This window comes from Aquicoccus porphyridii (assembly GCF_008369105.1).
Classification (GTDB): domain Bacteria; phylum Pseudomonadota; class Alphaproteobacteria; order Rhodobacterales; family Rhodobacteraceae; genus Aquicoccus; species Aquicoccus porphyridii.
On sequence record NZ_VINQ01000026.1, the window covers coordinates 1 to 23,569 of the forward strand.

Annotated in this window: 24 protein-coding genes and 1 pseudogene; 14 read left to right on the forward strand and 11 right to left on the reverse strand. The window is 63.4% G+C overall.

Features of this window, described 5'->3' with window-relative positions:
• A pseudogene (locus tag FLO80_RS20160) lies at positions 1-678 on the forward strand (IS5 family transposase); the annotation flags it as partial.
• Positions 679-800: 122 nt separating this feature from the next.
• On the opposite strand, the gene FLO80_RS23550 reads toward FLO80_RS20160, so the two are convergent.
• The 9 genes from FLO80_RS23550 to FLO80_RS20210 form a co-directional block, all read right to left on the reverse strand.
• A complete protein-coding gene (locus tag FLO80_RS23550) occupies positions 801-1,079 on the reverse strand; it encodes a heavy-metal-associated domain-containing protein (protein WP_111369072.1) in 279 nt (92 codons plus the stop codon).
• A 19-nt stretch (positions 1,080-1,098) separates the two neighbouring features.
• Positions 1,099-2,034: a DMT family transporter gene (locus tag FLO80_RS20175; protein WP_111369075.1), complete on the reverse strand. Its 936-nt coding sequence runs from the start codon at positions 2,032-2,034 to the stop codon at positions 1,099-1,101.
• Entirely contained in the window at positions 2,034-2,999 is a 966-nt protein-coding gene (locus tag FLO80_RS20180) for a cation diffusion facilitator family transporter (RefSeq protein ID WP_246156757.1), read from the reverse strand. Before FLO80_RS20180 ends, FLO80_RS20175 begins: the two co-directional genes overlap by 1 nt.
• A complete protein-coding gene (locus FLO80_RS20185) occupies positions 2,968-5,301 on the reverse strand; it encodes a heavy metal translocating P-type ATPase (RefSeq protein WP_111369081.1) in 2,334 nt (777 codons plus the stop codon). Before FLO80_RS20185 ends, FLO80_RS20180 begins: the two co-directional genes overlap by 32 nt.
• Before the next feature lie 50 nt (positions 5,302-5,351).
• Positions 5,352-6,704 (reverse strand): APC family permease, encoded by a 1,353-nt coding sequence (locus tag FLO80_RS20190; protein WP_111369084.1) that lies wholly within the window; start codon positions 6,702-6,704, stop codon positions 5,352-5,354.
• A complete protein-coding gene (locus FLO80_RS20195) occupies positions 6,701-7,432 on the reverse strand; it encodes a TVP38/TMEM64 family protein (RefSeq protein WP_439328723.1) in 732 nt (243 codons plus the stop codon). Before FLO80_RS20195 ends, FLO80_RS20190 begins: the two co-directional genes overlap by 4 nt.
• A gap of 1 nt (position 7,433) precedes the next feature.
• Positions 7,434-7,901 carry a rhodanese-like domain-containing protein gene (locus FLO80_RS20200; RefSeq protein ID WP_246156758.1) on the reverse strand — a complete coding sequence of 156 codons (468 nt, stop codon included), beginning with the start codon at positions 7,899-7,901 and terminating at the stop codon, positions 7,434-7,436.
• Between the two features lie 18 nt (positions 7,902-7,919).
• Positions 7,920-8,306: a DUF302 domain-containing protein gene (locus tag FLO80_RS20205; RefSeq protein ID WP_111369089.1), complete on the reverse strand. Its 387-nt coding sequence runs from the start codon at positions 8,304-8,306 to the stop codon at positions 7,920-7,922.
• Between the two features lie 75 nt (positions 8,307-8,381).
• Positions 8,382-8,975, reverse strand: a complete 594-nt coding sequence (locus FLO80_RS20210) for an EF-hand domain-containing protein (RefSeq protein ID WP_246156759.1) — start codon at positions 8,973-8,975, stop codon at positions 8,382-8,384.
• Positions 8,976-9,145: 170 nt separating this feature from the next.
• Here FLO80_RS20210 and FLO80_RS20215 point away from each other — a divergent pair, with 170 nt between their 5' ends.
• Genes FLO80_RS20215 through FLO80_RS20225 form a run of 3 tightly spaced genes read left to right on the forward strand, consistent with a single transcriptional unit; the run spans position 9,146 to position 11,611 of the window.
• The gene (locus tag FLO80_RS20215; RefSeq protein WP_111369091.1) at positions 9,146-9,868 is read left to right on the forward strand and encodes a response regulator; all 723 of its coding nucleotides are present in this window, start codon (positions 9,146-9,148) and stop codon (positions 9,866-9,868) included.
• A complete protein-coding gene (locus FLO80_RS20220) occupies positions 9,865-11,286 on the forward strand; it encodes an ATP-binding protein (RefSeq protein WP_111369094.1) in 1,422 nt (473 codons plus the stop codon). The genes FLO80_RS20215 and FLO80_RS20220 overlap by 4 nt, the downstream gene beginning before the upstream one ends.
• Position 11,287: 1 nt before the next feature.
• Positions 11,288-11,611, forward strand: coding sequence for an SHOCT domain-containing protein (locus FLO80_RS20225; protein ID WP_246156760.1), 324 nt, complete (start codon positions 11,288-11,290; stop codon positions 11,609-11,611).
• A gap of 376 nt (positions 11,612-11,987) precedes the next feature.
• Here the strand turns inward: FLO80_RS20225 and FLO80_RS23275 are convergent, their stop codons facing one another.
• Entirely contained in the window at positions 11,988-12,152 is a 165-nt protein-coding gene (locus FLO80_RS23275) for a hypothetical protein (protein ID WP_246156761.1), read from the reverse strand.
• Positions 12,153-12,555: 403 nt separating this feature from the next.
• Here FLO80_RS23275 and FLO80_RS22945 point away from each other — a divergent pair, with 403 nt between their 5' ends.
• The 9 genes from FLO80_RS22945 to FLO80_RS20275 all read left to right on the forward strand — a co-directional run bounded on the left by FLO80_RS22945 (position 12,556) and on the right by FLO80_RS20275 (position 18,107).
• Positions 12,556-12,969 carry a hypothetical protein gene (locus tag FLO80_RS22945; protein WP_188078368.1) on the forward strand — a complete coding sequence of 138 codons (414 nt, stop codon included), beginning with the start codon at positions 12,556-12,558 and terminating at the stop codon, positions 12,967-12,969.
• A gap of 85 nt (positions 12,970-13,054) precedes the next feature.
• The gene (locus FLO80_RS20240; RefSeq protein WP_111369194.1) at positions 13,055-13,507 is read left to right on the forward strand and encodes a c-type cytochrome; all 453 of its coding nucleotides are present in this window, start codon (positions 13,055-13,057) and stop codon (positions 13,505-13,507) included.
• Positions 13,507-13,893 carry a hypothetical protein gene (locus tag FLO80_RS20245; RefSeq protein ID WP_111369099.1) on the forward strand — a complete coding sequence of 129 codons (387 nt, stop codon included), beginning with the start codon at positions 13,507-13,509 and terminating at the stop codon, positions 13,891-13,893. The genes FLO80_RS20240 and FLO80_RS20245 overlap by 1 nt, the downstream gene beginning before the upstream one ends.
• The gene (locus tag FLO80_RS20250) at positions 13,890-14,417 is read left to right on the forward strand and encodes a cupredoxin domain-containing protein (RefSeq protein ID WP_246156762.1); all 528 of its coding nucleotides are present in this window, start codon (positions 13,890-13,892) and stop codon (positions 14,415-14,417) included. The genes FLO80_RS20245 and FLO80_RS20250 overlap by 4 nt, the downstream gene beginning before the upstream one ends.
• A 65-nt stretch (positions 14,418-14,482) precedes the next feature.
• Positions 14,483-15,877, forward strand: a complete 1,395-nt coding sequence (locus tag FLO80_RS20255; protein ID WP_111369103.1) for a multicopper oxidase family protein — start codon at positions 14,483-14,485, stop codon at positions 15,875-15,877.
• Positions 15,878-15,987: 110 nt separating this feature from the next.
• Positions 15,988-16,371 (forward strand): c-type cytochrome, encoded by a 384-nt coding sequence (locus tag FLO80_RS20260; protein ID WP_439328724.1) that lies wholly within the window; start codon positions 15,988-15,990, stop codon positions 16,369-16,371.
• Between the two features lies 1 nt (position 16,372).
• Entirely contained in the window at positions 16,373-17,104 is a 732-nt protein-coding gene (locus FLO80_RS20265; RefSeq protein WP_111369107.1) for a DsbA family protein, read from the forward strand.
• Positions 17,101-17,787 (forward strand): L,D-transpeptidase, encoded by a 687-nt coding sequence (locus FLO80_RS20270; protein ID WP_111369109.1) that lies wholly within the window; start codon positions 17,101-17,103, stop codon positions 17,785-17,787. Before FLO80_RS20265 ends, FLO80_RS20270 begins: the two co-directional genes overlap by 4 nt.
• A gap of 101 nt (positions 17,788-17,888) precedes the next feature.
• Positions 17,889-18,107 (forward strand): hypothetical protein, encoded by a 219-nt coding sequence (locus FLO80_RS20275; protein WP_370331331.1) that lies wholly within the window; start codon positions 17,889-17,891, stop codon positions 18,105-18,107.
• Between the two features lie 1,545 nt (positions 18,108-19,652).
• Here the strand turns inward: FLO80_RS20275 and FLO80_RS20280 are convergent.
• Positions 19,653-21,551, reverse strand: a complete 1,899-nt coding sequence (locus FLO80_RS20280; RefSeq protein ID WP_111369115.1) for a PhoX family protein — start codon at positions 21,549-21,551, stop codon at positions 19,653-19,655.
• A gap of 388 nt (positions 21,552-21,939) precedes the next feature.
• Between FLO80_RS20280 and FLO80_RS20285 the strand changes: the two genes are divergently transcribed.
• Positions 21,940-23,472, forward strand: coding sequence for an alkaline phosphatase D family protein (locus FLO80_RS20285; RefSeq protein WP_188078369.1), 1,533 nt, complete (start codon positions 21,940-21,942; stop codon positions 23,470-23,472).
• The last annotated feature ends 97 nt before the right edge of the window (positions 23,473-23,569 follow it).

Consider the following 23,569-nt stretch of genomic DNA (forward strand, 5'->3'; position numbering starts at 1 on the left):
GCAGAAAACCTTGGCCGTTCAGGTTCCGTATCGCCGTGCAGACGAGCCGCTGAACCTGCTCGTGGACAGCACCGGGATCAAGTTCCTCGGCGATGGTGAATGGCAGGCGCGCAAGCATGGCCCGCAGGGCCGTCGCCAATGGCGCAAGATGCACCTTGCCATGGACCCGGCCACATCCGACATCCGAGCGGTGGAATTCACCCCCAGCCGCGACGGCCCCTCTCGTGGTTATGCTTCGCAAACCACTGCCGGGCAGTGGACAGCCCTGTGCTGCCAGACCTGCTCGGCCAGGTCCCGGCAGACGAGCCGATCGGCACGGTGACGGCGGATGGCGCCTATGACACGCGCCGTTGCCACAAGGCCATCATCGAACGAGATGCCGTTCCAATCATCCCGATCCGGAAAAAAGGCCGCCTGTGGAAGGACGACGGCCCGGCGGCACGCGCCCGCAACGAAGCCCTACGCGCCACCCGATACTATGGGAGGGCGTTCTGGAAGCGCTGGACGGGCTATCACACCCGAAGTCGGGTCGAAGCGAAAATGCGCTGCCTGAAAGCCTTCGGCGAGCGCATCGCCGCAAGAGACCCCGACCGCCAGACCGCCGAAATCCACATCCGCATCGCCCTCATGAACCGCTTCAACGCCCTCGGCACCGCCGAGATCGTCCGCGTGGCATGACGTCAGCGGGAAAAGGGGCACTCACACCTCAGGCCTGAGTTCTGCAACAATGCCCCAACATGGCCATGTTGATGCTCTTGCGCCGCATGAAAGTGGAGGGAGTGACCGTGCATGGATTTCGGTCAGCCTTTCGCGATTGGGCATCTGAACAGCCGGGGATTGCGCGGGAAGTGGCAGAGATGAGCCTGGCGCATATGGTCGGTTCCGAGGTCGAGCGAGCCTATGACATGGCTTACCTCGTGGCGTGGGTTGGAGTGCAGCAGCATCTTGGTCGACGCGATCGTGACGGTCTTCGAGGTAAGGTGGCTATCGATCTTGGCGTTCGGGTCGATCGCCTTGATGGCCCTGCCTATGGCGGCTGTACAATGGCCGCAGCTTATGCCGGGCACGTGAAACTTCATTCCATTTCCTCCTTTTGTTTCAACCGCTAACCGCTTTTATCCGCCCACATTGGCAAGGGTGGGCGGCCGCAGTCTCCTTGCCGCGGCTCATCTCGCGCGTCAGCCAGAAGCCGGACAGGAGTAACAATCCTCCACCGAAGATCATGCCCTGCGCCGGAACTTCGCCAAAGACAAGGTAGCCGAGGGTTGCCGCCACGATCGGCGAGACGATGATGTCGACCAGCGAATAGATGTTTGCCGTGATCTGCTTGAGCACCAGCGAAATGCCGAAATAGGCGAACCCCGTTGAGACGACGCCGAGGCAGACCGCCCACAGCATGACGGGAAGTGACAGACCCAAGGCTGGATAGGCGACGAATTTGCCGACTTCACCCGACCCTGCGAGAACTAGCGCTGGCGACAGCAGTATCGCCCCGGTCGCCATTGACCAGAAGATATCGTTGCCCGTCTCCTCGCGTCCCTCATGGCGCATGTATGTGACCATGCCGGCATAGATCGCCCCGGTGCTGAGCGCGACAAGGTTGCCGTACCAGTCGCCTCCCGCCAGTGGTTTGGCCAGCACGATGCCCACCAGCGCGAGCCCGAAGATCAACACATAATTTTTCTTCGCTGGCTCACCGAGGAACAGTGCCGAGAAGATGAACACGAAGAAGGGGGCGATGCTCCAGAACACCACGGCATTGGCGATCGGCACGAGCGTCATGGCATAGTTGAAGACGCTAATCTGAGCGGCTATGAGCGCCCCGATAATGACCGTGTCCTTCACGTTGCCGCGGGGAAACCGTAGAGGTCGTCCCGTTGCGCGCGGGATGGCCATTGCCAGGAACGCGGCGCCAAAGCTCAGCGCGTAGAAGTTCAGCGTCTGGATCGGGATTGCGTCGCCGGTAAGCTTGACGAAGACACCGATCGTGGCCTCCGAGACGGTTATCAGGGCAAGCAGCAGGACGACCCGCATCAGCGACCCTCATCGCTGCGGGTGATATCGATTGCCTCGGCGCCGCGTTCGTCGAGGCACCGCTCCTCGACCTGAAGCGTGACGAAGAAGAATCCGAAGCGATCACGCAGCATCCCGTATGCAGCCTTGAGCACTTCCTGTGGGTCGGCGCCCTCCCGCACGCGCAGATGACTTGAAAAGACATCCTTCCCGCTGGTCAGGGCCCAGGCATGAACATGGTGCGCATCGGCCACCCCGTTGAGGGCTTCAAGCGCCTGCGTGACTTCCGGCAGGCTAACATCGGCCGGCGTTCCCTCCATCAGCAGGTGCATGGAGTCGCGCAGGATACCCCAGCTTGCCCAGATCAGCACGAAGCCGAACGCCATGCCGAGGATCGGGTCGATGAGCAGGAAGCCTGTGAATTTGATAACCAATGCGGTCACGATGATCAGCAGGCTGCCGACGAAGGTCTGGATGATATGCCAGAGCGCCCCTTTCACGTTGAGATCGCTCCGGCTTTGTTTCCAGATCAGCCCCAGCGATATGAACTCGGTCACCAGCCCGCCGGCGGCAGCCAGCAGCATAGGGCCGGTGGGCAGTTCGATCGGGTCCGACAGGCGCATCGCCGCCATTACGATCACGACCAGCGCCATGCCCAGCAGGAAGCCGCCGTTGACCAGCGCACCGATAATTTCGGCGCGATACCAACCGAAGCTGCGGTCCGCGTCGGCGGGACGCCGGGCCAGACGCGCGGCGACAATTGCCACCAATACGCCGCCGACCGCGGAGAAGGTGTGGAACGCGTCCGAGATCACCGCGATCGACCCCGTCCAGAGGCCGATGCCCATCTCGATTACGAAATAGACCCCCGTCAGCCAGGCGGAGATCGCCATGCCGCGCCCGCTCGACGGCATGTGCCCGCGATGCCCGTTGGTCATGACTATCTCCTTTCGATCAGAGCCGGACGCGGCGAAGTCGCAGCGCATTGGAAATGACGGAAACCGACGACAGGCTCATCGCCGCCGCCGCGATCATGGGCGACAGCAGCAAGCCGACGAACGGATAGAGGATCCCGGCAGCGATCGGCACGCCCGCCGCGTTATAGGCGAACGCGAAGAACAGGTTCTGGCGGATGTTGCGCAGCGTTGCCTTGGCAAGCTTGCGCGCGCGCACCAGCCCTACGAGATCCCCGTGCATCAGCGTGATGCCCGCGCTTTCTACGGCGACATCAGCGCCGGTGCTCATTGCAATGCCGACATCGGCGGCGGCAAGCGCAGGGGCATCGTTCACCCCGTCACCGGCCATCGCCACCGACGCGCCCTTGGTGCGCAGTTCCTCGACCAGCTTCTGCTTGTCCTCGGGCAGAACGCCGGCGCGCACCTCGTCGATGCCCAGTTGCCGCGCAACGGCCTCGGCCGTTCGCTGGTTGTCGCCGGTCGCCATGATGATGGTCAGGCCAAGCGCGTGCAGATCGCGGATCGCGCCTTCGGTGCTTTGCTTGATCGGATCGGCCACGGCGACAATGCCGGCTAGCGCCCCATCTACGGCGACGAACATAGCCGTCTTGCCATCCGCGCGGAGCGTGTCGGCCTGCGCTTCGGCCGTGCCGATCTCAAGGCCGAGATCCTGCATCATCGCCGGATTGCCGAGCGCCACGCGGCGTCCATCGACGGTGCCCCGCACGCCCTTGCCGGTTACCGCTTCGAAATCGGTCACGCTCCCGGGCGACAGACTGCGATCCCGCGCGCCCGCGACAATCGCCTCGGCAAGCGGATGCTCTGAGCCGCGCTCCAACGCCGCGGCAAGACCCAGCACCACCGCCTCGTCGCCCTGCAGCGCCACGACATCGGTGAGCGTCGGCTTGCCCTCGGTCAGCGTGCCGGTCTTGTCCACGATCACGATATCGACGCGCGCCATGCGTTCCAGCGCCTCGGCGTCCTTGATCAGCACGCCCGCTTGTGCGCCTCGTCCTGCGGCGGTTGTGATCGAGATTGGCGTTGCGAGGCCGAGGGCACAGGGACAGGCGATGATCAGGACGGAGACGGCCGAGGCGATGGCAAAGGCCAGCGCCGGTTGGGGACCGAAGGCAAGCCAAGCAAAGAACGCAGCGATAGCTACCGCAACGACCGTCGGTACGAAGATCGACGAGACCCGGTCGGCCAACCCCTGGATTGGCGCGCGCGAGCGCCGGGCGCCGGCGACCATCTCGACGATCTGGGCTAGCACGGTGTCGGCACCGACCTGGGTCGCCCGGATCGCAAGTGTCCCGTTCTTGTTGATCGTGCCGCCCGTGACACGATCGCCTTCCGTCTTCTCGATGGGCAAAGGCTCGCCCGTGATCATGCTTTCGTCGACGGAGGAGCGGCCCTCGATCACCTCGCCATCGATCGGCACGCTGTCGCCCGGCCGCACACGCAGCATGTCGCCTTCGACGATGTTCTCGAGCGGCGCATCGTATTCGGAGCCGTCCGGCAGGATGCGGCGCGCGGTCTTGGGCGCGAGATCTATCAGCGCGCGGATAGCATCGCCGGTACGTTCCCGCGCGCGAAGCTCCAGCACCTGACCGACAAAGACCAGAGCGATGATGACAACCGCCGCCTCGTAATAGGTGCCGACCCCGTCGCCCATCCGATACTGCTCGGGGAACACCCCTGGCGCGAAGGTGGCGACCAGCGAATAGACATAGGCCGCGCCGACCCCGAGCGAGATCAGGGTCCACATGTTAGGGGACAGGTTCCGGAACGAGTCGAGCCCGCGTCGGAAGAACGGAAGCGCCGCCCACAGAACGATGGGTGTGGCAAGAACGAATTCCGCATAGACTGACATCCGGTGACCCATCCAGCCGCGCACGTCGAGCCCCACGAGTTCGCCCATGGTGATCACCACCAGCGGCATGGCCGCCGCTGCGCTGATCCACATCCGGCGGGTGAAATCCGTCAGTTCCTCGCTGGGCTCGTCCGATGGCACCATTGGCTCCAGTGCCATGCCGCAGATCGGGCAATTCCCTGGTTCGTCCCGGACGATCTCCGGGTGCATCGGGCAGGTGTATTGCGTGCCGGGCTGTGCCCGGTGCACCACCTTCTGCGCATTGCCGGAGGCGTAGAAGTGCGGATCGGCATCGAATTTCTCCTGGCAGCCGGCGGAGCAAAAGTGGAACGTCTCGCCGCCGTAGTCGCGACCTCGAGTGCCATCCTTGATCTCGACGATCATCCCGCAGACGGGATCGGTCGCGGTATCGGCGCCCGGCGCGATGTCGGAGGCGGCGTGATGATGATGATGGTTTGCCATGGGATCGACGTCCTTTCCGCCCAGATGTGCGGCCTCCAGTCGGTGGAAGGTCAAGAGGCGGGCTCGTGTTTTTCTTTGTGTGCAGAGGTGTGGTTGCCATGAACCGCTTCGCGCGACGGCGGATTGAGCGCCAGGAAGACGCGCTCGAATAGGAAGACGGCAATCATGCCGACTAGGGCGATGACAACGATCAGCGGATCGCTCTGCCATTTGAGTGCAGCAAAGGCGCCGAGGACGACCACGTCCAGCGCGATCGCAGTCAGGAGGATCGAGGTCCGTGCACCAATGTCTTCCCGAAGGTTCCTCAAGACGCCCCAATGGATCAAGATATCCATCACGAGATAGAAGAAGGCCCCGAGCGATGCGATCCGGCTGAGGTCGAAGAAGATCGTCATCGCTCCGGCGATCACCACCGTATAGACGAGTGTATGATCGCGGATCGTGCCCGGCATGCCGAAATGGCTGTGGGGGATCAGCTTCATATCAGTCAGCATGGCCAGCATCCGCGACACAGCGAAGATGCTGGCTATCACTCCCGAGGCCGTCGCAACCAGCGCGAGCCCGACAGTCAAATAGAGGCCTACACGCCCGAGAGCTGGTTCGGCCGCCTCGGCAAGCGCGTAGTCCTTCGCAGCCACGATCCGGTCGAGGGGCAGGCTGGAGCCGACGGCGAAGGCGACAAGAAGGTAAACGATGATACAGATCGCTATCGAGATGATGATTGCGCGCCCGACGTTGCGGTGCGGTTGGGAGATCTCTGCGCCGCTGTTGGTGATCGTCGTGAAGCCCTTGAACGCGAGAATGGCGAGCGCTACCGAGGCGAGGAAGCCGGCAGTCATGCCACCGTCTCCGTCCTGCGCGGCCTCGAATGAGATGCCGCCGACCCAGAGCCCGGCGATGCCGAAGGCCGCGATCCCTCCGACCTTGAGGACCGCCATGAGCTGCGAAAAAAGGCCCACCGAGCGGTTGCCTGCCGCGTTCACGAGATAGGCGAAGACGATAAGACCCACGCCGATCGCCGGGACGAGCCAGCCCCCCGGCTCCATGCCGAGACCCCGCAGCAGGTACGTCGCGAATGTGCGCGCCACCAGGCTTTCGTTGATGACCATCGACAGTGCCATCAGAAGCGCCGCGCCTGCCGCGACGGTCGTCGGGCCGTAGGCCTTCGTCAGGATCATTCCGATCCCGCCTGCCGAAGGGTAGGCGTTCGACATCTTGACGTAGGTGTAGGCGCTGAAGGACGTCACGACGGCGCCGGCGACGAAGGCCAGCGGAAACCAAGGGCCCGCGAGTTCGGCGATCTGCCCGGTCAGCGCGAGAATTCCAGCGCCGATCATCACGCCGGTTCCCATCGCCACGGCATCGGTGAGGCTGAGGCTGTTCTTCTTGTACTCGGAACTCATGATCGACCGGCCTCCGTCGCGTTCTTGTTCGGGTCGTGTTTTCTCGAAGCAGCACCACGCCGAAGCGCAAGGAGCAGAAGGGGAAGCCCCGTCATCAGCCCCAGACCGAGCGCAATCCATTCCGGGCCGCCGAACGCGCCCTCCATCGCCGCGCTGCCGAAATGCGCGAGCACGAAACTCGCGGGCAGGATACCGGCCATCGTGGCCAGGGCGAATCGCCAGAAGTGGAGCCGACTGAGCCCCGCAGCATAGCTCATCGCGTCGAAAGAGACGAAGGGTAGAAGCCGACTCACGAACACCGTGAGCGTCAGCGCATTTTGCGATCCCAGCAGGCCATAATCAGCCTTGTCCCCAAGAAGGCGCTCGACGGGACCGCGTCCCAGCCCGCGGGCGATGAGGAAGGCGACAAGCGCGCCGATCTCGGACCCTAGGGCGACATAGACGGTGCCGGCATAGTGGCCGTAGGCAGCCCCTGAGGCCAGTGCAACTGGCGCGCTTGGAATGGGGCTGGCAACGACCGCGACCGTCATCAGGGAGACCACCGCGAGCGGCCCCCAAGGCCCGGCGCTCGTGATCCAAGCATCTACCGTGTTTCGGTCGATTTCGATCGACCACCAGCCTGCTGCCCAGGCAACAATGCCAAGGACCAGAAAGGCGCCGACGATCCGCACAGCAACCTTGCCGACGAACGATTGGCCTACTCCACTACTGCCGCTCTCATGGGGCACGTTAGCTGAGCTCCTCCGGCAGTGATGTGATCGCAGCGCCCAGCGAAACCACGGGCATCCCTGCAGCAAGCCAGCCTGTTCTGCGGCGAGAGCCGAGCATTCCCTCGGAGATATCGGCATAGCCGTCGCAACCAGCCCTCTGAAGGGCAGGCATGACCGAGCCCGATCTGCCGCCGGTGGCACAGATGAGGCCGACCGTCCTGTCTCTGGTTAACGTCTTTGTCGCGAACACGCGATCGAGAAAACGATCCTCATGCATGCTGATCGGCCAGATTCTGGCCCCGACGCCGGTTTCCAACCAATCCTCGCGTGACCGAATGTCGATCACGCGGGCACGGTCTGCCAGAAGGGCGTCATAGGCTTCGCCGGCTGACCAGATGGTTCGGGCCTGCACGTGGAGGCGAGACGTTGCGAGGAGGACCGACGATGCCGCCAGCCCCAGAGCGGAAACGCGCCGTCCATGAGCCATTCTCATCGGCTGTCTCCTTCAAGCCGCGTCCACGGCGCGGACCAGCATGTCGCGGACCTGCCCGGCGACCTTGTGCAGTTCGGCATTGTCCACCGCCTGCATCGAGGCGGCCGGGTCGATGGCGCTGACCTCGGTACCGCCATCGACCGAGCGCAGGATGACGTTGCAGGGCAGCATCGCGCCGATACGCGGCTCCAGCCCGATGGCCTCCCAAGCCATGTTCGGGTTGCAGGCACCAAGGATCTTGTAGCCGTCCATGTCCTTGTCGATCTTCTTCTTCATCGTGGCTTTGACGTCGATCTCGGTCAGCACGCCGAAGCCAGCGTCTGCCAGCGCCGCGCGTACGCGGGCCTCCGCGTCGTCGATGCCGGTGTCCGCCATCAGGCGGTCATGCGTATATGCCATTCTGTCTGTCCTTTCATGAGTTCGGCCCGACCCCGCAGAATGCGGAACCGGGCAAGGGATTGCAGTACGGCGGGCTCAGTTGTTGCCCATCCGACTCTGGCCGGGTGTCCCCATCATGCCGCCGTCGCCCTGCATGCTACCGTTCGGTCCGGGCATCATGCCGCCGCGCATCGTCTTCATACGCTCCATCATGTCGGCCGGCTTGACGATCTCTGCCACCGACACCTCGCCGTCTCCATCGTCGTCGAGGAACTGGAAACGATCCACCATGGTTTCGCGAATGAGCGCGCTGTGGAGCGTCTCGAACTCAGCGAGCGACAGGACTTCGTCGCCATCGGCGTCGTATTCCGCCAGCAGGGCCTGCAGTCCTTCATGGGCCTCCTGTGAAGTGACCCTACCATCGCCATCGGTGTCGAACCGCTCAATGCCCATGCCCGACGTGGGGCCACCGGCCCCCATCATGCCCATGCCACCCATGGGCCCGCTACCCCCCATCATCTGCGCGTGCATCCGCGTCATCATCTGCATCATGTCATGATTGCCGACTGCTGGATCCTTGGCGCCCTGAACTCCCTGACCACCACGGCCATGATCGCCCGCGGCGAGGGCGGCACCGCCCAGAGACATCAGAATGGCGGTAGCCGCCGCGAGTTTCGCTCTGGTTTTCATGTCTGTATCCTTTCTTGTGTGAAACGCCACACCGACGTGGGAAAGTAATAAAGAACGCCAAGGCTGCGTCATTGCCGATTTTGTATCCGTTCGTCGCAACGCGGGTGCCTGATACAAAGCGTTACAATCGCGGTGCTGACCCTGTGTCGCCACCCTGCCAAATGATAAGGATGAGCAGCTTGCCGCATATCTTGGTCGTCGACGATCACCGCCAGATAAGGGACTCGGTTACGCGGTTCCTGGAACGCAATGGCATGCGGGCGACGGCGGCCAAGGATGCCCGGGACATGGACGAGAAGCTCGCGAAAGGTCACTACGACCTGATGGTGCTCGATGTCATGATGCCGGGAGAGGACGGGCTTTCGATCTGCAAGCGCCTATCGGCCGAGAAGCGGCTTCCGATCATCATGCTCACGGCCCTCGGGCAGGACCAGGATCGTATCGTGGGGCTGGAGATCGGCGCGGACGACTACCTGCCAAAACCGTTCAACCCGCGTGAGCTTCTTGCCCGGATCAAGGCGGTACTGCGTCGCGCACGTGAGGAGAGGAGCGAGGCTGGGACACTTTCGGGGCGCATCCTGCGGTTCGGTGGGCTGACGCTCGATACCGATTCCCATGTCATCACAGGCCGAGATGGCAATCGCGACCAGCTGACAACCGCAGACTTTCGGCTGTTGACGGTCCTTCTGGCGCGTCCGCGCACGGTTTTGAGCCGCGAGCAACTTCTCGATCTCACGGCGGGGCGTGCGGCGGGGCCGCTCGACCGCACGATCGACAACCAGATCAGTCGGCTGCGGCGCAAGATCGAGGCGGACCCGTTGCGCCCGACGCTCATCACCACCGTGCGGAGCCACGGCTACAGTCTGAACGCGGATGTCGAGGTGGTCGCATGACCCGACCGCGGATAGGCAGCCTGCGCGCGCAACTCGTGATCCTCATCCTCGGGGCGTTGGCCATCGCGCAGGCTGTGAGCCTTTGGCTCTTCGCGGACGAGCGCAGCCTCGCCGTTCGCGCGGCCCTGGGGTTTGAGGCGGCGGGACGCGCCGCAAATGTCGTGCGCCTGCTGGAAGAAGCGCCACCCGATCTTTCCGCCTCGATCGTGCGGGCGGCGAATTCGCCGCTCGTGAAGTTCGACCTTGCGCCCGCTCCGAGCGTCACCACGCCTGACCACCATCACGCAGCCTACATCGAAACGAGAGTCCGCGCATTGCTTGGCGACGGCTTTAGTCGCGACATCCGGGTCAACCTAAAGGAAACCGCCGTCCCTCTCCATCCGATCCCGAACCTGTCCCCGCAAATGGCCCAGATGCATCAAGAGATGATGCGTGGCCGGATGCAGGCGGTCGAGATGACCCTGTCCATCGCGCTGGCCGGCGGCAAGTGGCTCAACGTCGCCACGCGGTTCGAACGCCCTCCGTTGCAATGGCCCCTTTCCTCTTTCCTGACCTTCGGGTTGACGGCCGCGCTGATCCTCGTCGCGGCATTCTGGTTCGTGATGACTCGCCTGACCGGGCCCCTGCGGGATCTTTCGCGCGCCGCCGAGGACTTGGGGCGCGGCGACGCGGGTGAGCCCCTGCCGGTCTCCGGCCCCGACGAGGTGCGCGACCTCACCCGCGCGTTCAACCGCATGCAAGAACGGCTGACGCGCTTTGTCGCGGACCGCACCCGCATTCTCGCCGCCGTGAACCACGACCTGCGCTCGCCTCTCACAGCGATGCGGATTGATGCCGAACTGGTCGAGGACGAGGAGACCCGCGAGAGCCTGATCGCCTCCATCGACGAGATGCAGGCCATGGCAGAAGCCACGCTCAACTTCGCCGAGGGGCTGGCGGGGCGCGAAGCCTCGGAGGTCGTCGACGTGCCCGACTGGCTTGAGACTCTGGCAAGCGACAAGGCCACGCCGTTCGAACTGATCGATGGCCCGGCGATGACGGTGCGTATTCGCCCCCTTGGTCTACGCAGGGCCGTTCGCAATCTGGTCGAGAACGCCACCCGCTACGGGGGCGGCGCGACGGTCGGCTGGCACCGCGCGGGCGACGATCTGGTGATCGAGGTCACCGATCATGGCCCCGGAATCCCCGAGGAAGAGCTCGAAGAAGTCTTCGCGCCGTTTCACCGGCTGGAAGCGTCCCGCTCGCTCGAAACCGGGGGGCACGGGCTGGGCCTTGCCATCGCGCGGGCGATCGTGCGCGGACACGGCGGCGACATCCGGCTTGAAAACCGTGCCGAAGGCGGACTGAAGGCTTCGACCTTCATCCCGCTGTCGGAGGACGCACCCATCAACGACGAGAAACAATGGAAGGAGACTTGAAATGAGACAAACGGCACTTTGGGCAATCATCGGTCTCTCGGCGCCGACACTGGCCGCCGCGGACCCAGGGGAAAATTGGCAGGGAGGATATGATCACATGATGTGGGGCGGCGGTTATGGCATGTTGGGCGGCATGGCTATGATGCTTGTGTTCTGGGGCATTATCATCGCGCTGATCGTCTTTGCGGTGAAATGGTTCAACGACAACCAGGGAGGCGACAATCGCGGAAAGCGCGATGCGCTCGAGATTCTGCGCGAACGCTTTGCTTCGGGCGAGATCGACGAGGAAGAGTTCGACAGTCGGCGCAAGGCGCTGGAAAAGTGAGGCGGGCACTACCCGGCCTTCTTGCCGCAACGGGACAAGGCCGGGTTCACTGCAATGCCATGAAATGCATTGCCGCGCCTTGGAACGGGTGCGGCAGCGCGTTGGCAAGGCTACCTCGCGATTCCCGTTCTTCCTCCGCGGCCTCGTCGAGCGCGGCCATGACTGCGTCGGCTCACAGCAGTTCCGGCAGGACGATACCGTCCGGCGCGGCCGCGCCATAGACCGCATTGAACGGAATACCGTAGCGCTCGAAATTTTCCTGGTAGCGCAAAATCACGGGATCGGGCTAAGTCCAGTCGGCCTGCATAGGGGTGACGCCCTCTGCGGCAAGAGCCGAAACGACAGGGTCGTGGTCACGCACGAGCACCTTGTTCTCCTAGCAGTTCAGGCACCGGTCGGCCGTGACATCCACGAACACAACCTCGCCCCTTGAGACGCGGCGCACGATCTCTGCCCGGTCGAAGGCGATCCTGTCGATGACCCCCACCGAGAGCGCGCGGGGTGCCGGTGTGTCGGCCAGATACGCCACCCCGAAGTGCATGATCCCCACAAGGGGCAGCGCGAACCCGGCGCGGATCGGGCCCCGGAGCCTCCCCTGCCGATCAATCGCCTCAGCATGCCGAAACTTTCTGTCACTCTGGCAAGTTCCTTTCCTTGTGCGGGGGTCTCCCGGCGATCATTGCGCCTCTGTCCCGAACACACCGAACGCCTAGCCGACCCTTCCGCCTTCGCAGGCGAGGGTGACGACGGCGTCGGTGCCGGTCCGGACCGCGCGGCACCCATCCGGAAGCGTCAACGCCGCACCGCGCGTGGACAGCGTGGCGTCGAGATTCGCGCACTACCTTAAGGCCGTCGCGCAACCGGCCAGCGCGAGGAGCGCGACCACAGCCAGCTTCAGACGCTGTCCGTAACCTGTTGCTGCCTTGTCAGCGCGCAGCATCGACTTGGACGAGCGCCATTGGTTCCCGATCCTGTTCGGGGTCCTCCTGGCGGGTGTCCGCTGCGCCGTCCTGGCAGGAACCTCCCATCATGCGGTGCATCACGGCATGTGCGCCGAGGCACAGCGCCAGAGGGGCCAGAAGCCCAAGATTGCTCGCGAGCCCGCCGAGCGTTCCGCCTGCCACAAGAAAGGCGCCGAGCGGGACAAGAATCGCGGCACAACAGGCCAGACACCAAGCTTCACACCTGTGCCGGTTGACAACAGGTTTCGTGAATTCCAGTTCATCGTTTTCACCGTCTCACTCAACTCTCCGAACGATAGGTGCCTCTTCCGGGCAAAGGTCAAGGATACATTCGGATACAAAAAACACGGGCTTATCAGGTTGCAAGGCCGACGCGAGCCAGTAGTAAACGCTTGAATTATCGAGCGGTCTGAAACCACAGCGCCACGCTGGGCGCAGTTTTGGATTGGAACAGATCACAGGCAAAGAAGGAGCAAGGAACGTGGACAAACTCGGGCTTCTTGTCGGTGGCGTCATTGTCGCCGGGCTTGGCTTGGCGATCTGGCAGTTCATGCAACCGGCGGAAGTCATGGTCCACCCGGACCCGACGTCGTTGAACGACCTAGCGCAGGGCGCGCCGATCATCGAGGTTCGGCTTCCCGAGCAGTTGTCGCCCGAGGCAACGATTGGCCAGCGCGCCTTCGAGGTCAAATGCGCTGAATGCCATGGGGCGAACGCGGCCGGTCAGAATGGCGTCGCGCCACCGCTGATCCACCGCACATACGAGCCGAGCCATCATTCCGATGAAGCCTTTCAGATGGCGGTTCGAAACGGCGTGCGCGCGCATCACTGGCCCTTCGGTAACATGCCCCCGGTCGCGGGTCTGACCCGCGCCGACGTTCAGTATATCGTGCACTATGTCCGTCAACTGCAGCGCGAGAACGGGATCAATTGATGCGGGTGCTGTCCTTTTTCGTCGCGCGCGGGGGCCTTGTCGCGATGCTCATGATCGCGCTCGCGGTCCTTGCCGCTCCCGCGCCTGGTCTTGCCTGCACTCTGGATGCTCATTCAGAGATCGTCGTGGTCGCGGACAACCATGGTGTGATTGCAGGGCACGCGGCGCACGACGGCGCGGTCAACCGCTCCTGCCATCCCGACCCGACTTGTTCCCCTGCCGCCATTCTCATGACCCGGCCGATTTTCGAGGCACAAGGTTTCCAGGCCGCGCGTCAGCGGCTCGCGGGAACAACAATACGCGGGAGAAATGCGCCCGTTGATCTTCCACCTCCGCGCACCCGGGCCGTGTCACGACCGAATTCCCTGAACGACACCCAGACATGAGAGACCAAGACATGATCAAGACACTTCTGACCGGAACCGCCCTCGCGGCCATCCTTACCGCTTCCATCGCAGTTTCCAGCCCCGGCCACGGAGACGGCATCGGTGAACTTGGCGATGCCGCGCAAGTCGACCGCACCATCACGGTCGAAATGGACGAGATGAAGTACAGCCCGGAGACCATCGAGGTCGAATCCGGCGAGACGATCCGCTTCGAAGTGGTGAATGTCGGTCGGGCTGTCCACGAGTTCAACATTGGCACGCGCGAGACCTGGAATAACCACCGTGGCGAAATGCAGACGATGATGCGCGAAGGCATGATAACCGCGCGAAGCATCAATCATGACCGGATGATGGAGGCCGGGATGATGCATGACGACGCCAACAGCGTCCTTCTGGAGCCGGGTGAAACGGGCGAAGTCATCTGGATCTTCCCCGAAGGCGGTGAGATCGGCTTTGCCTGCAACGTGCCCGGCCACCGCGGGGCTGGCATGGAAGGCGATTTCCGGATGGGTCACGACTCCTGACGCCCAAATGACTGGATGCGGGCGCGACCTTCGCCCGCCCCGACACGTTTCCGGAGATATTGGCCATGCCGACACGACGCACCTTCCTCGGACAGACCGCCGCCGTTCTGGGCTTGGCGGTGAGCGGTCGGCAGGTGTCTGCCGCCTCTCACGCGTCCGCAACCCTTGTTGCACGCGAGGCCTCGGTGCAACTCGCCCCCGGCGGCTATCCGGCGACATCTATCTGGGGGTATGAGGGTCGCGCACCCGGTCCGACGATCCGGGTGCTCCAAGGCGAAAGGGTGCGGCGGCGGGTGGTCAACGACCTGCCCGAGCCGACCTCGGTCCACTGGCACGGGATCCGCGTCGACAACGCGATGGACGGTGTCTCGGGCCTGACGCAAGAGGCCGTGGCGCCGGGACAGTCGTTTGACTATGATTTCGTGGCGCCGGACGCCGGAACCTACTGGTATCACGCGCATAACCGGTCCTGGGTGCAGGTCGCCCGCGGCCTGCACGGGCCACTGATCGTGGAAGAGGCCGAACCGCCCGAGGTAGATCGCGACGAGACCCTCGTGCTCGACGACTGGTTGCTCGATCCCGAGACGGCGCTGATCGACACCAGTTTCGACCAGCCGATGGCGATGAGCCATGGTGGCCGGATCGGGAACCTGATCACCACCAACGGACAGTTCGACCTGTCCATCCCGGTCGCGCGGCACACCCGTCTGCGCCTGCGGCTCATCAACGCGTCGAACGCGCGGATCTTTCCGTTGCAGCTTGCAGGTTTGCGGGGCTGGACGGTCGCGCTCGACGGCATGCCGCTTGCCGCGCCCGAACCTCTGGAGGACGTCCTCGTCCTCGCCCCGGCGCAACGCGCCGATCTGATCGTCGATGTGACGGCTATTGCGGGCGAGACTGCGCATCTTGTCCGGATCGGCAATGACGACCGACCGGTCTCTCAGGTGGCGTTCCCTGTCTCGGGCAGCAGCGCACAAACGCCGCGCGCGGTGCCGGCGGCCCTGCCGCCCAATCCGGGCGATGGCATCCGGTCGCTTGCCGATGCCCGGCCATTGCGTCTGGTGATGACGGGTGGCGCCATGGGACGGATGGACAGCGCCCTCTTGGGCGGAGAGCGTCTCGGCTTTCGCGCGCTTGCAGCGCGGGGACGGTTCTGGGCCTTCAACGACATGGCCGAGATGACGCAGACCCCGCTGGCCGATCTTTCTATTGGTGAGCCGGTGCGGCTGGAGATCGTCAATGAGACCGTCTTTCCCCACGCCATGCATCTGCACGGGATGCACTTCCGCGAAATCCGCGACGGCAGACCCGTCGGCCCCATGCGTGACACGCTCCTCGTGGCCGCGCAAGAGACGCGCGAGATCGGCTTTGTGGCGGACAATCCGGGCGACTGGCTGTTTCATTGCCACATGCTCAGTCACGCCGAATCCGGAATGATGACATGGGTGCGGGTGACATGAAGACATGGATCCTGATCGCCGCGCCGGTGGCGCTTGGCCTTGCCGGAGTTGGGGCGTGGTTGACGATGCGCGACGCACCACAGGGCGCACTCGATCCCGCTATACCGGTAATGCCGGTCACGGTGGATATTGCGCAGGGAGAGGCGCTTTATGCCCGGAGCTGCGCCGCCTGCCACGGTGCCAACCTCGAAGCCCAGCCGGATTGGCGAACGCCCGATGCGGAAGGGCGTCTACCCGCGCCGCCTCACGATGAAACCGGGCACACCTGGCACCACCCCGACCGGGTCCTGTTTCAATACACGAAGCTCGGTGGACGGGAAGCCTTGGCGCTGCAAGGGGTCGAGTTCGACAGCGGCATGCCCGCATTCGGCGATGTCCTGACGCATCGCGAGATCTGGAACATCCTCGCCTACATCCAATCAACCTGGCCCGAGCGCGAGCGCGCCATGCAGGCCGAACGCACGGCTGCCGATCTGGCCAACGGAGGGACCTGACATGAAGAAACTCATCTCAATGATCGTAATCGCGCTTTCGCTGGCGCTGCCCTTGCAGGCAGCGACCCAGGACCTGTCCGAGGACAGGGTGCGCGAACTGGTCCTCGAAACCATCCGGGAGAACCCCGAGATCGTCATGGAGGCCGTCGCGATCCTGGAAACCCGCCAGGTCAAGGCGCAGGCGGCTTCACAGGCCGAGGTGCTCGCGAACGAACGCGATGTGTTGGAACGCGATCTCAATGCGCCGGTGCTGGGCAATCCGGATGGCGATGTCACGGTGGTGGAGTTCTTCGACTACAACTGCCCCTATTGCCGTCGCGTCAAGCCCGAGATCGAGGCTCTGCTCGAGGCCGATCCAAATGTTCGCCTTGTCTATCGCGAATGGCCGATCCTCGGCGAAGGGTCGGCTTTTGCCGCCGGTGCCGCGCTGGCCGCGCGCGAACAGGGGCTCTACGAGGAATTCCATTGGGCGATGATGGGCATGAGCGGTCGCGCGGAGGAATCTTCGGTCCTTCGGATTGCGGAAGACATCGGTCTTGACGTCGCGCAATTGCGCCGCGACATGGAAGCACAGGAGATCGACGCGCACATCCAGACCTCGATGCGCCTGGCGCAGGCCCTTGGCATCACGGGCACGCCTTCGTTCGTGATCGGCGACGTCCTTGTTCCCGGGGTCGTGAATGCGGATCAATTGCGAATGCTTGTCTCCGATGCGCGGGAACCGGAACAATGAATGCGGCTGGAAAAAAGGGCCTGACGCGGCGCCATTTCATCGTGACCGCATCCGCCCTGTTCTCGCCGCCCGTCTCGGGGTCGCTTCTGGCCGATACCTGGCCGAGCGAGGCGCAGAAAAGCGCGTGGGATGCCGAAGTGACCCCGCGCTTCTTCGATCTGGAGACCTCCAACCCTTGGGGCCTCGATCCGCGCTTTCTTCCGCAACGGGTCGAGGCGCGGGCGGGCCTTGTTCCGGGGAACATCCACGTGGATGCTATCGCCCGCTACCTCTATCACATCGAGGACGGCGGGACAGCCATGCGCTATGGTGTGGCCATCGCACGCGGCAATCTCTACGAGCCCGGCACCTACACGATCCGGCGCAAGGTCCGGTGGCCACACTGGACGCCGACGCGCTCCATGATCGAACGCGATCCGGAACTGTACGCGGATGTCGCCGATGGAGTGGAGCCGGGCCCGGAAAATCCGCTCGGCGCGCGCGCACTGTATCTCTTCGTCGGCGATCGCGACACCTATCTGCGCATCCATGGCTCGCCGGAGCCCCGCTCCATCGGGGGCCGCGCGAGTTCGGGCTGTGTACGGATGGTCAATGCCCATATCATTGCGCTCTATCCGCAGGTTGAAACCGGCGTGACAGCGTACTTGCATCCGCCGGAAGACGACGTCGGCGCGAATAATTGATCGCAGAAATCGATGTGCACGATCAAAACCGGCGACCTGACCACGCGAGAGGACTGGACTTGATACGAAAATTTACTATCGGCTCCGCCATTTTGGCCATTCTGAGCGGATGCACGGCTGCCATTGGCTCAGGGGACAAGGCCCCTGATATCATCCCCGAGCAGGTTGCCGCCTTGGCAGCCCCCTACCAGGACGTCTCGACCGCGCGCCTTCTGCCACGCGACGGATGTTACTGGTATCTTCACAAGGGGCCGGTCGAAACAACCCTCTTGCCGCTCAGAACCATCGACGGGCGACCAATCTGCGCTGCGCGAGAGTAGGAGTAAGTGCCGTCGGCGGCATCGACGTTCCCGGTCGGTGCTCAGCCTCCAAGTCTTGTTGCGCGGCGCCGCGCCAATTCGCGATGGAACACCCCCCCGCGTGATGTTCAGTTCGGCGGCCACCTCCTGCCAGCGGCCCTTCTCGGGCAGGCAATTGCCCTCGCCGAACCAGGCATCGAGACGGTCCGCCACTCTTGGCAGCGATCGGAACTCCGACCTGAGCCGCGCCGCCTGCCCGCTTCGAGGCGACTTCAGAGCACGCGGCAGTCACCCGATCGATCCGCGCCATGGTCCCCGCCCACGCAGCGACGATGGATGGTGTCGAAGGTTGGACAATACAGGCGGCGGAGATCCGGCTGGCGCGGTATTGATCGTGACCGGGTCCAACCCTGACCGCATCAGGGCCCTCGGGTTCATAGGCCTGATGACGGTTGGCATGCATTATCAAGCCCATCACCTCGCACTAGAGACCGGGTAGAATCCGCACGCTCATTGAGTTCGACCAGGACACAAAGTGCGCCACATCAAGCGGATGCGACTCCGGTAGGCCGAGTCATAATTGATGGGCAATGCGCAAAGTGCGGTTCCGGATCAAATGGAAACAATGACCTAGGGTGGAGACCGTTCGAACCCGGTCCCGTCCTCTCCGCCACCTGCCCCCGCGAAAGCGTTCTCCTGATCCAGTTGCTGCCGGATTTTTCCGTTGTATTCGAGGGTTATGCGGGAGGGGCTGAACACTGGCTCCGACGCGAGGAGGCCCGTAAGCGGTCTCTCCGGGCCGATGTTCTCCGGACCGAATGATTGCGCCAATTTGGTGAAGAGCTTGTAAGACATTGACCTGCATGTATTTTCCGTATCTCGCACCTAAGTACTTCGACGTCGGAGGCATTCGGTGAGATGGAACATAACTCGAACGTTCGCTGTTGGCTCCAGTTTGAGCAACTTGCCGATTGCCGCGACGCGGACTCACCTGCGTTCTACACAATGGGCGGGGAGTGTGAATTCGCTGCGCTTGCAACATCAGTTACCTTCAATTGCAAAAGTCGCCATTCGATCGACCTTCGGCTGGCTGTCACCGATCACGAGAGTTTGGTCCTTGGAAAGGCCATCCGGGAAGAACGGAATGATCCAGCCGTTTCCGGCGGCCTTCAGGGAGATCTGGCGACTCTAAACAATTGCCTGAAACCACTCAGGTCGACCGTCATGATTCCAAACAAATCTTACTCGACTGCGCCCCATCCTGCCAACGATCATTCGCACCGTCGCGGCTCTGTCGGCGCCGCGGTGATACGCAAGCGGGGGATCACGTCGGCGAGGGTCGTGGGCGCCCTCCGCAGGGCTTTCCAGCCCTGCGATGTATGAGGTCTCAGGGCTGCAAAGCCTTGCTACAGCCAGCGCTCACGGGTGATCTTCCTCCTTTGCAGGCCCGGTGACATTTCAACTTGGTTGCGACATGCTATATTCAAGCCGGATTTGCGCTGCGCTGTATGCAAAGCGCGCCTCCGAAAAAGAGATGGCGCGCCTTACGGAGTTTTCAGGGACAGTTCATCCCATCAGGGCGTTGTCGTCGCGCTTGATCGCGATGACGGAGGACCGTGGCAGCATCCCCTCTCCATCAGGGAACGGTGCGCCGGGGTGCTGAATGCCCACGAACATCGTGCGCCGGTCAGCCGACCAGCACAGGCCCGTCACCTCGCAGCCGTAGGGACCGGTCAGGAAGCGCTCGATCCGGCCCGTCGCGGGATCGCCTGCCAACATCTGGTTGTTACCCATTCCAGCGAAGTCACCCTCGTTATCGTAATTGCCGTCCGTCTGGATCCAGATCAGGCCGGTGGAGTCGATCACCATACCGTCGGGCGAGTTGAACAGGTTGCCTTCATTGATGTTGTCCGACCCGGCATAAGCATCGTCATGCACCGTCGGATTGCCCGCCATGACATAGAGATCCCATTCGAACGTATCGGTGGCGTGGTCGTCGTCGGCCGGGCGCCAGCGTACGATCTGGCCGTAGTTGTTGGCCTCGCGCGGGTTGGGGCCGCCCACCGCCTGCCAGTCGCCACCCGCATTGGTCTCGACGCCGCGGTTGCGGTTGTTGGTCAGGCAGCAATAGGCCTCGGCCGACACGGGGTTCACGGCCACCCATTCCGGGCGATCCATCGTGGTGGCGCCGACGCGCGACGCCGCGATGCGGCTGAAGATCGCGATCTCGGCGGCGGTCATGCCGGTGGCCTCGGGGGTCAGCGGAATCCAGCGCCCGGTCTGGTCGTCCTCGAAGCCAGCAACGTAAAGCTGACCTTCCTCGAGCAGCGTCGAGGTGTCGCCGCCCGGCACGTAGACGTCGCGCGACACCCACTTGTAGAGGAACTCGCCACGCTCGTCGTCGCCGGAATAGACGACGACCCGGCCATCGGGCGCCACGGCCACGGCGGCGTTCTCGTGCTTGAAGCGGCCGAGTGCGGTGCGCTTGACCGGGATCGAATCCGGGTCGGCGGGGTCGATCTCGACCACATAACCAGCGCGGTGCGGCTCGTTGGGGTTGGCCGCGGCATCGAAGCGCGAATCCCACTTGTGATAGTCGTAACCCCAGCCGTCGGCGCCAAGCCCGTAGCGTTCGCGCCCTTCGGCGGCGAGCCCCTCGACCGCGACGTCACCATTGGCGCCGAAGTAGCCGTTGAAGTTCTCCTCGCAGGTCAGATAGGTGCCCCAAGGCGTCTTGCCCGCACCGCAATTGTTCATCGTGCCGAGGCTTTCGGTGCCGGTCGGATCCGCGGCGGTGCGTATCAGTTCATGCCCGGCGGCGGGACCGGAGATGCGCATGGGCGTGTTGTGGGTGATGCGGCGGTTGAAGGGGCTGTCGACCACCACTTCCCAGCCATTCTCGCCCTCGGAAAGTTCCATCACCGTCACGCCCTGAAGATTTTGCAGCTTGAGCACGTCGTCGGCATCACGCGGAACGCCCTCCTCGGCCTGCGGCAGGTTGCTGGGACGGTTGGTGTATTCGCTGTTGACCGCGATCACGTGCCGGTCGCCGATCAGGAACATCTCCATGCCGTCGGTATTCTCGCCGAACACCTTGTCGGACATTTCCACGCTGCCGCCATTTTCCTGGTCGAAATCGCCCTCGGCTTCGGAGAACAGAGGATCGCCCCAGCGCACCACCGTCTGCCAGCTGTAGCCTTCGGGCACGTGCACGGTGCCGTCGGTCGCGGTCGGGATCGGCGTGAAGGCAAAGCGTGAGGCCTGCTGCGCGTGTGCTGTCGTGCCCTTGAGGAAGGCGGTGCCCATGACCGCCGCGCCCGATCCGAAGGCGAGCACGCCGGAAAGAAACCCGCGGCGCGAGACTGCGCGCTCGACCACGCGGTCAAAATCCTGTTCCTTGGGGCGGGGAAAATTCAGTTCGTCCCAATCGTCGGCGGACATGCTGTTCAGGTCATTGTTTTTCATGGCTTGCTCCGTCATGGCTTGCTCCGTGGTCCTGTGAGTGGCATTCCATCGCGCAAGTGATCTCACCTGCGAATGACCGGGAAGCTAAAGTCCGGCGAACACAAAAATATGACAAATGCCGCCGTGTTCGCCCTTCGCTTCCGAAAGGGTCCCGCACTGGGCATACTGTGAACCGCCATTTCTGCTGGCAAAGCGTCGTCACGCCGGAGCCTGACCTGGACCGAGGACAGGTTCCGTGACGTCTCCCATTCGCATTCGGCAACCACGTCTCACCATCGCGGGCGCAACGGGCCGTCGCAAAAGTTTCATTGCCGCGAAACGTTGCCGACATCGCGGACTGTCAGCTTTAACGGTGCCAGATACATCAAATCCAGCTCAGGGGCCCCTTATGCCGAAGATTTCCTTCACCCGCCGCCAGACCTTGCTCGGGGGCGTCGCCCTCGGGACCTCGCTTGCCGTTCCGTCGCTATCGCGGGCACAGTCCCGTCCGATCATGGAACATGGCGTCATGTCCGGCGACGTCACCCATGACGGCGCCATCGTCTGGGGCCGCGCCGACCGCGAGTCGAAAATGCTGGTGGAATGGGCCACCACAGAAAGCATGACCGACGCTCGCGTCTTGCCAGGTCTGAACGTCGGCACGCCCACGTCGTTTTCGGGCAAGATGGCGCTTACCGGCCTGCCCAGCGACCAGGACATCTTCTACCGCGTGACAATGGCCGACCTTGCGGACAACACGATGTCCGAGCCCTTGACCGGCCGGTTCCGCACCGCTCCCATGAGCAAGCGCGATATCAGCTTCGTATGGTCGGGCGACACCGCCGGCCAAGGCTGGGGGATCGACGAAAGTCGGGGCGGCATGACGACCTATGCGACGATGCTGGGCCACCGGCCCGATTTCTTCCTGCATTCGGGCGATACGGTCTATGCCGACGGCCCCCTGCAAGATGAGGTCGAACTGGATGACGGCACGATCTGGAACAACCTGCTGACACCGTCCAAGATGAAGGTGGCCGAAACGCTGGATGAATTCCGCGACCAGCACCTCTACAATTACCTCGACAGGAATGTGCGCGCCTTCAACGCGGAAGTGCCGATGATCGCCCAGTGGGACGATCATGAAGTCACCAACAACTGGTATCCGAACGAGATCCTCGCCTCCGATGATCGCTACAGCGTGAAATCGGCTCAGCTTCTGGCCGCGCGCGCGAGTCGCGCGTTCCACGAGATGATTCCGACGCGCCAGACCTTGGCAGAGCCGATGCGCGTCTACCGCAAGTTGGCTTACGGGCCGCTGCTCGAAATCTTCGTGATCGACCTGCGCACATACCGCGGCGACAACACTGCCAATCGCGAGGAAAACGGCGCGCCCTTCCTCGGCGCCGATCAGCTCGCCTGGCTCAAGCGCGAGATGATGAATTCCAAGGCGACTTGGAAGGTCATCGCCTCCGACATGCCCATCGGGATGATGGTCACGGACGGCGACAACATGGAAAACGGTGCCAATGGCGACGGCCCGGCTCTCGGGCGCGAACAGGATATCGCCACCGTCCTGTCGTTTATCAAGGCCGCGGGGATCGCCAACACGGTCTGGCTGACCGCCGACGTGCACTATACCGCTGCACATCATTATTCGCCCGAACGGGCGGTTTTCCAAGACTTCGAGCCATTCTGGGAATTCGTTTCGGGCCCGTTGCATGCTGGCACCTTTGGTCCGAGCGACTACGACAACACCTTCGGTCCTGAAGTCCGCTTCGCCAAACATCCCGAAGCCGGCCAGGCCAATCTGCCGCCAAGCGACGGGTTGCAGTTTTTTGGCAAGGTCGACATCGCGGCAGATACCGGTGTCATGACCGTGCGCCTGATGGACAGCGCGGATGTCGAGTTGTGGTCAGTAGATCTCGAGCCGCGCACCGCGTGACCCGGATCGCGCGACTCCGCGCCATGGGACAGCCCGCAGAGGGCCGCCTTTCGTTCGGGCATTGCCAAATTGATCGCCAACTCGCGCTCTCGGCGAA

What these genes read in the sequence shown, in the direction of transcription:
- FLO80_RS23550 (WP_111369072.1), bottom strand. Translation starts at nt 1,079, where the DNA reads ATGAAGTTTCACGTGCCCGGCATAAGCTGCGGCCATTGTACAGCCGCC.
- FLO80_RS20175 (WP_111369075.1), bottom strand. Translation starts at nt 2,034, where the DNA reads ATGCGGGTCGTCCTGCTGCTTGCCCTGATAACCGTCTCGGAGGCCACG.
- FLO80_RS20180 (WP_246156757.1), bottom strand. Translation starts at nt 2,999, where the DNA reads ATGCGCTGCGACTTCGCCGCGTCCGGCTCTGATCGAAAGGAGATAGTC.
- FLO80_RS20185 (WP_111369081.1), bottom strand. Translation starts at nt 5,301, where the DNA reads ATGGCAAACCATCATCATCATCACGCCGCCTCCGACATCGCGCCGGGC.
- FLO80_RS20190 (WP_111369084.1), bottom strand. Translation starts at nt 6,704, where the DNA reads ATGAGTTCCGAGTACAAGAAGAACAGCCTCAGCCTCACCGATGCCGTG.
- FLO80_RS20200 (WP_246156758.1), bottom strand. Translation starts at nt 7,901, where the DNA reads ATGGCTCATGGACGGCGCGTTTCCGCTCTGGGGCTGGCGGCATCGTCG.
- FLO80_RS20205 (WP_111369089.1), bottom strand. Translation starts at nt 8,306, where the DNA reads ATGGCATATACGCATGACCGCCTGATGGCGGACACCGGCATCGACGAC.
- FLO80_RS20210 (WP_246156759.1), bottom strand. Translation starts at nt 8,975, where the DNA reads ATGAAAACCAGAGCGAAACTCGCGGCGGCTACCGCCATTCTGATGTCT.
- FLO80_RS20215 (WP_111369091.1), top strand. Translation starts at nt 9,146, where the DNA reads ATGAGCAGCTTGCCGCATATCTTGGTCGTCGACGATCACCGCCAGATA.
- FLO80_RS20220 (WP_111369094.1), top strand. Translation starts at nt 9,865, where the DNA reads ATGACCCGACCGCGGATAGGCAGCCTGCGCGCGCAACTCGTGATCCTC.
- FLO80_RS20225 (WP_246156760.1), top strand. Translation starts at nt 11,288, where the DNA reads ATGAGACAAACGGCACTTTGGGCAATCATCGGTCTCTCGGCGCCGACA.
- FLO80_RS23275 (WP_246156761.1), bottom strand. Translation starts at nt 12,152, where the DNA reads ATGCACTTCGGGGTGGCGTATCTGGCCGACACACCGGCACCCCGCGCG.
- FLO80_RS20245 (WP_111369099.1), top strand. Translation starts at nt 13,507, where the DNA reads ATGCGGGTGCTGTCCTTTTTCGTCGCGCGCGGGGGCCTTGTCGCGATG.
- FLO80_RS20250 (WP_246156762.1), top strand. Translation starts at nt 13,890, where the DNA reads ATGAGAGACCAAGACATGATCAAGACACTTCTGACCGGAACCGCCCTC.
- FLO80_RS20255 (WP_111369103.1), top strand. Translation starts at nt 14,483, where the DNA reads ATGCCGACACGACGCACCTTCCTCGGACAGACCGCCGCCGTTCTGGGC.
- FLO80_RS20260 (WP_439328724.1), top strand. Translation starts at nt 15,988, where the DNA reads ATGCCGGTCACGGTGGATATTGCGCAGGGAGAGGCGCTTTATGCCCGG.
- FLO80_RS20265 (WP_111369107.1), top strand. Translation starts at nt 16,373, where the DNA reads ATGAAGAAACTCATCTCAATGATCGTAATCGCGCTTTCGCTGGCGCTG.
- FLO80_RS20270 (WP_111369109.1), top strand. Translation starts at nt 17,101, where the DNA reads ATGAATGCGGCTGGAAAAAAGGGCCTGACGCGGCGCCATTTCATCGTG.
- FLO80_RS20280 (WP_111369115.1), bottom strand. Translation starts at nt 21,551, where the DNA reads ATGAAAAACAATGACCTGAACAGCATGTCCGCCGACGATTGGGACGAA.
- FLO80_RS20285 (WP_188078369.1), top strand. Translation starts at nt 21,940, where the DNA reads ATGCCGAAGATTTCCTTCACCCGCCGCCAGACCTTGCTCGGGGGCGTC.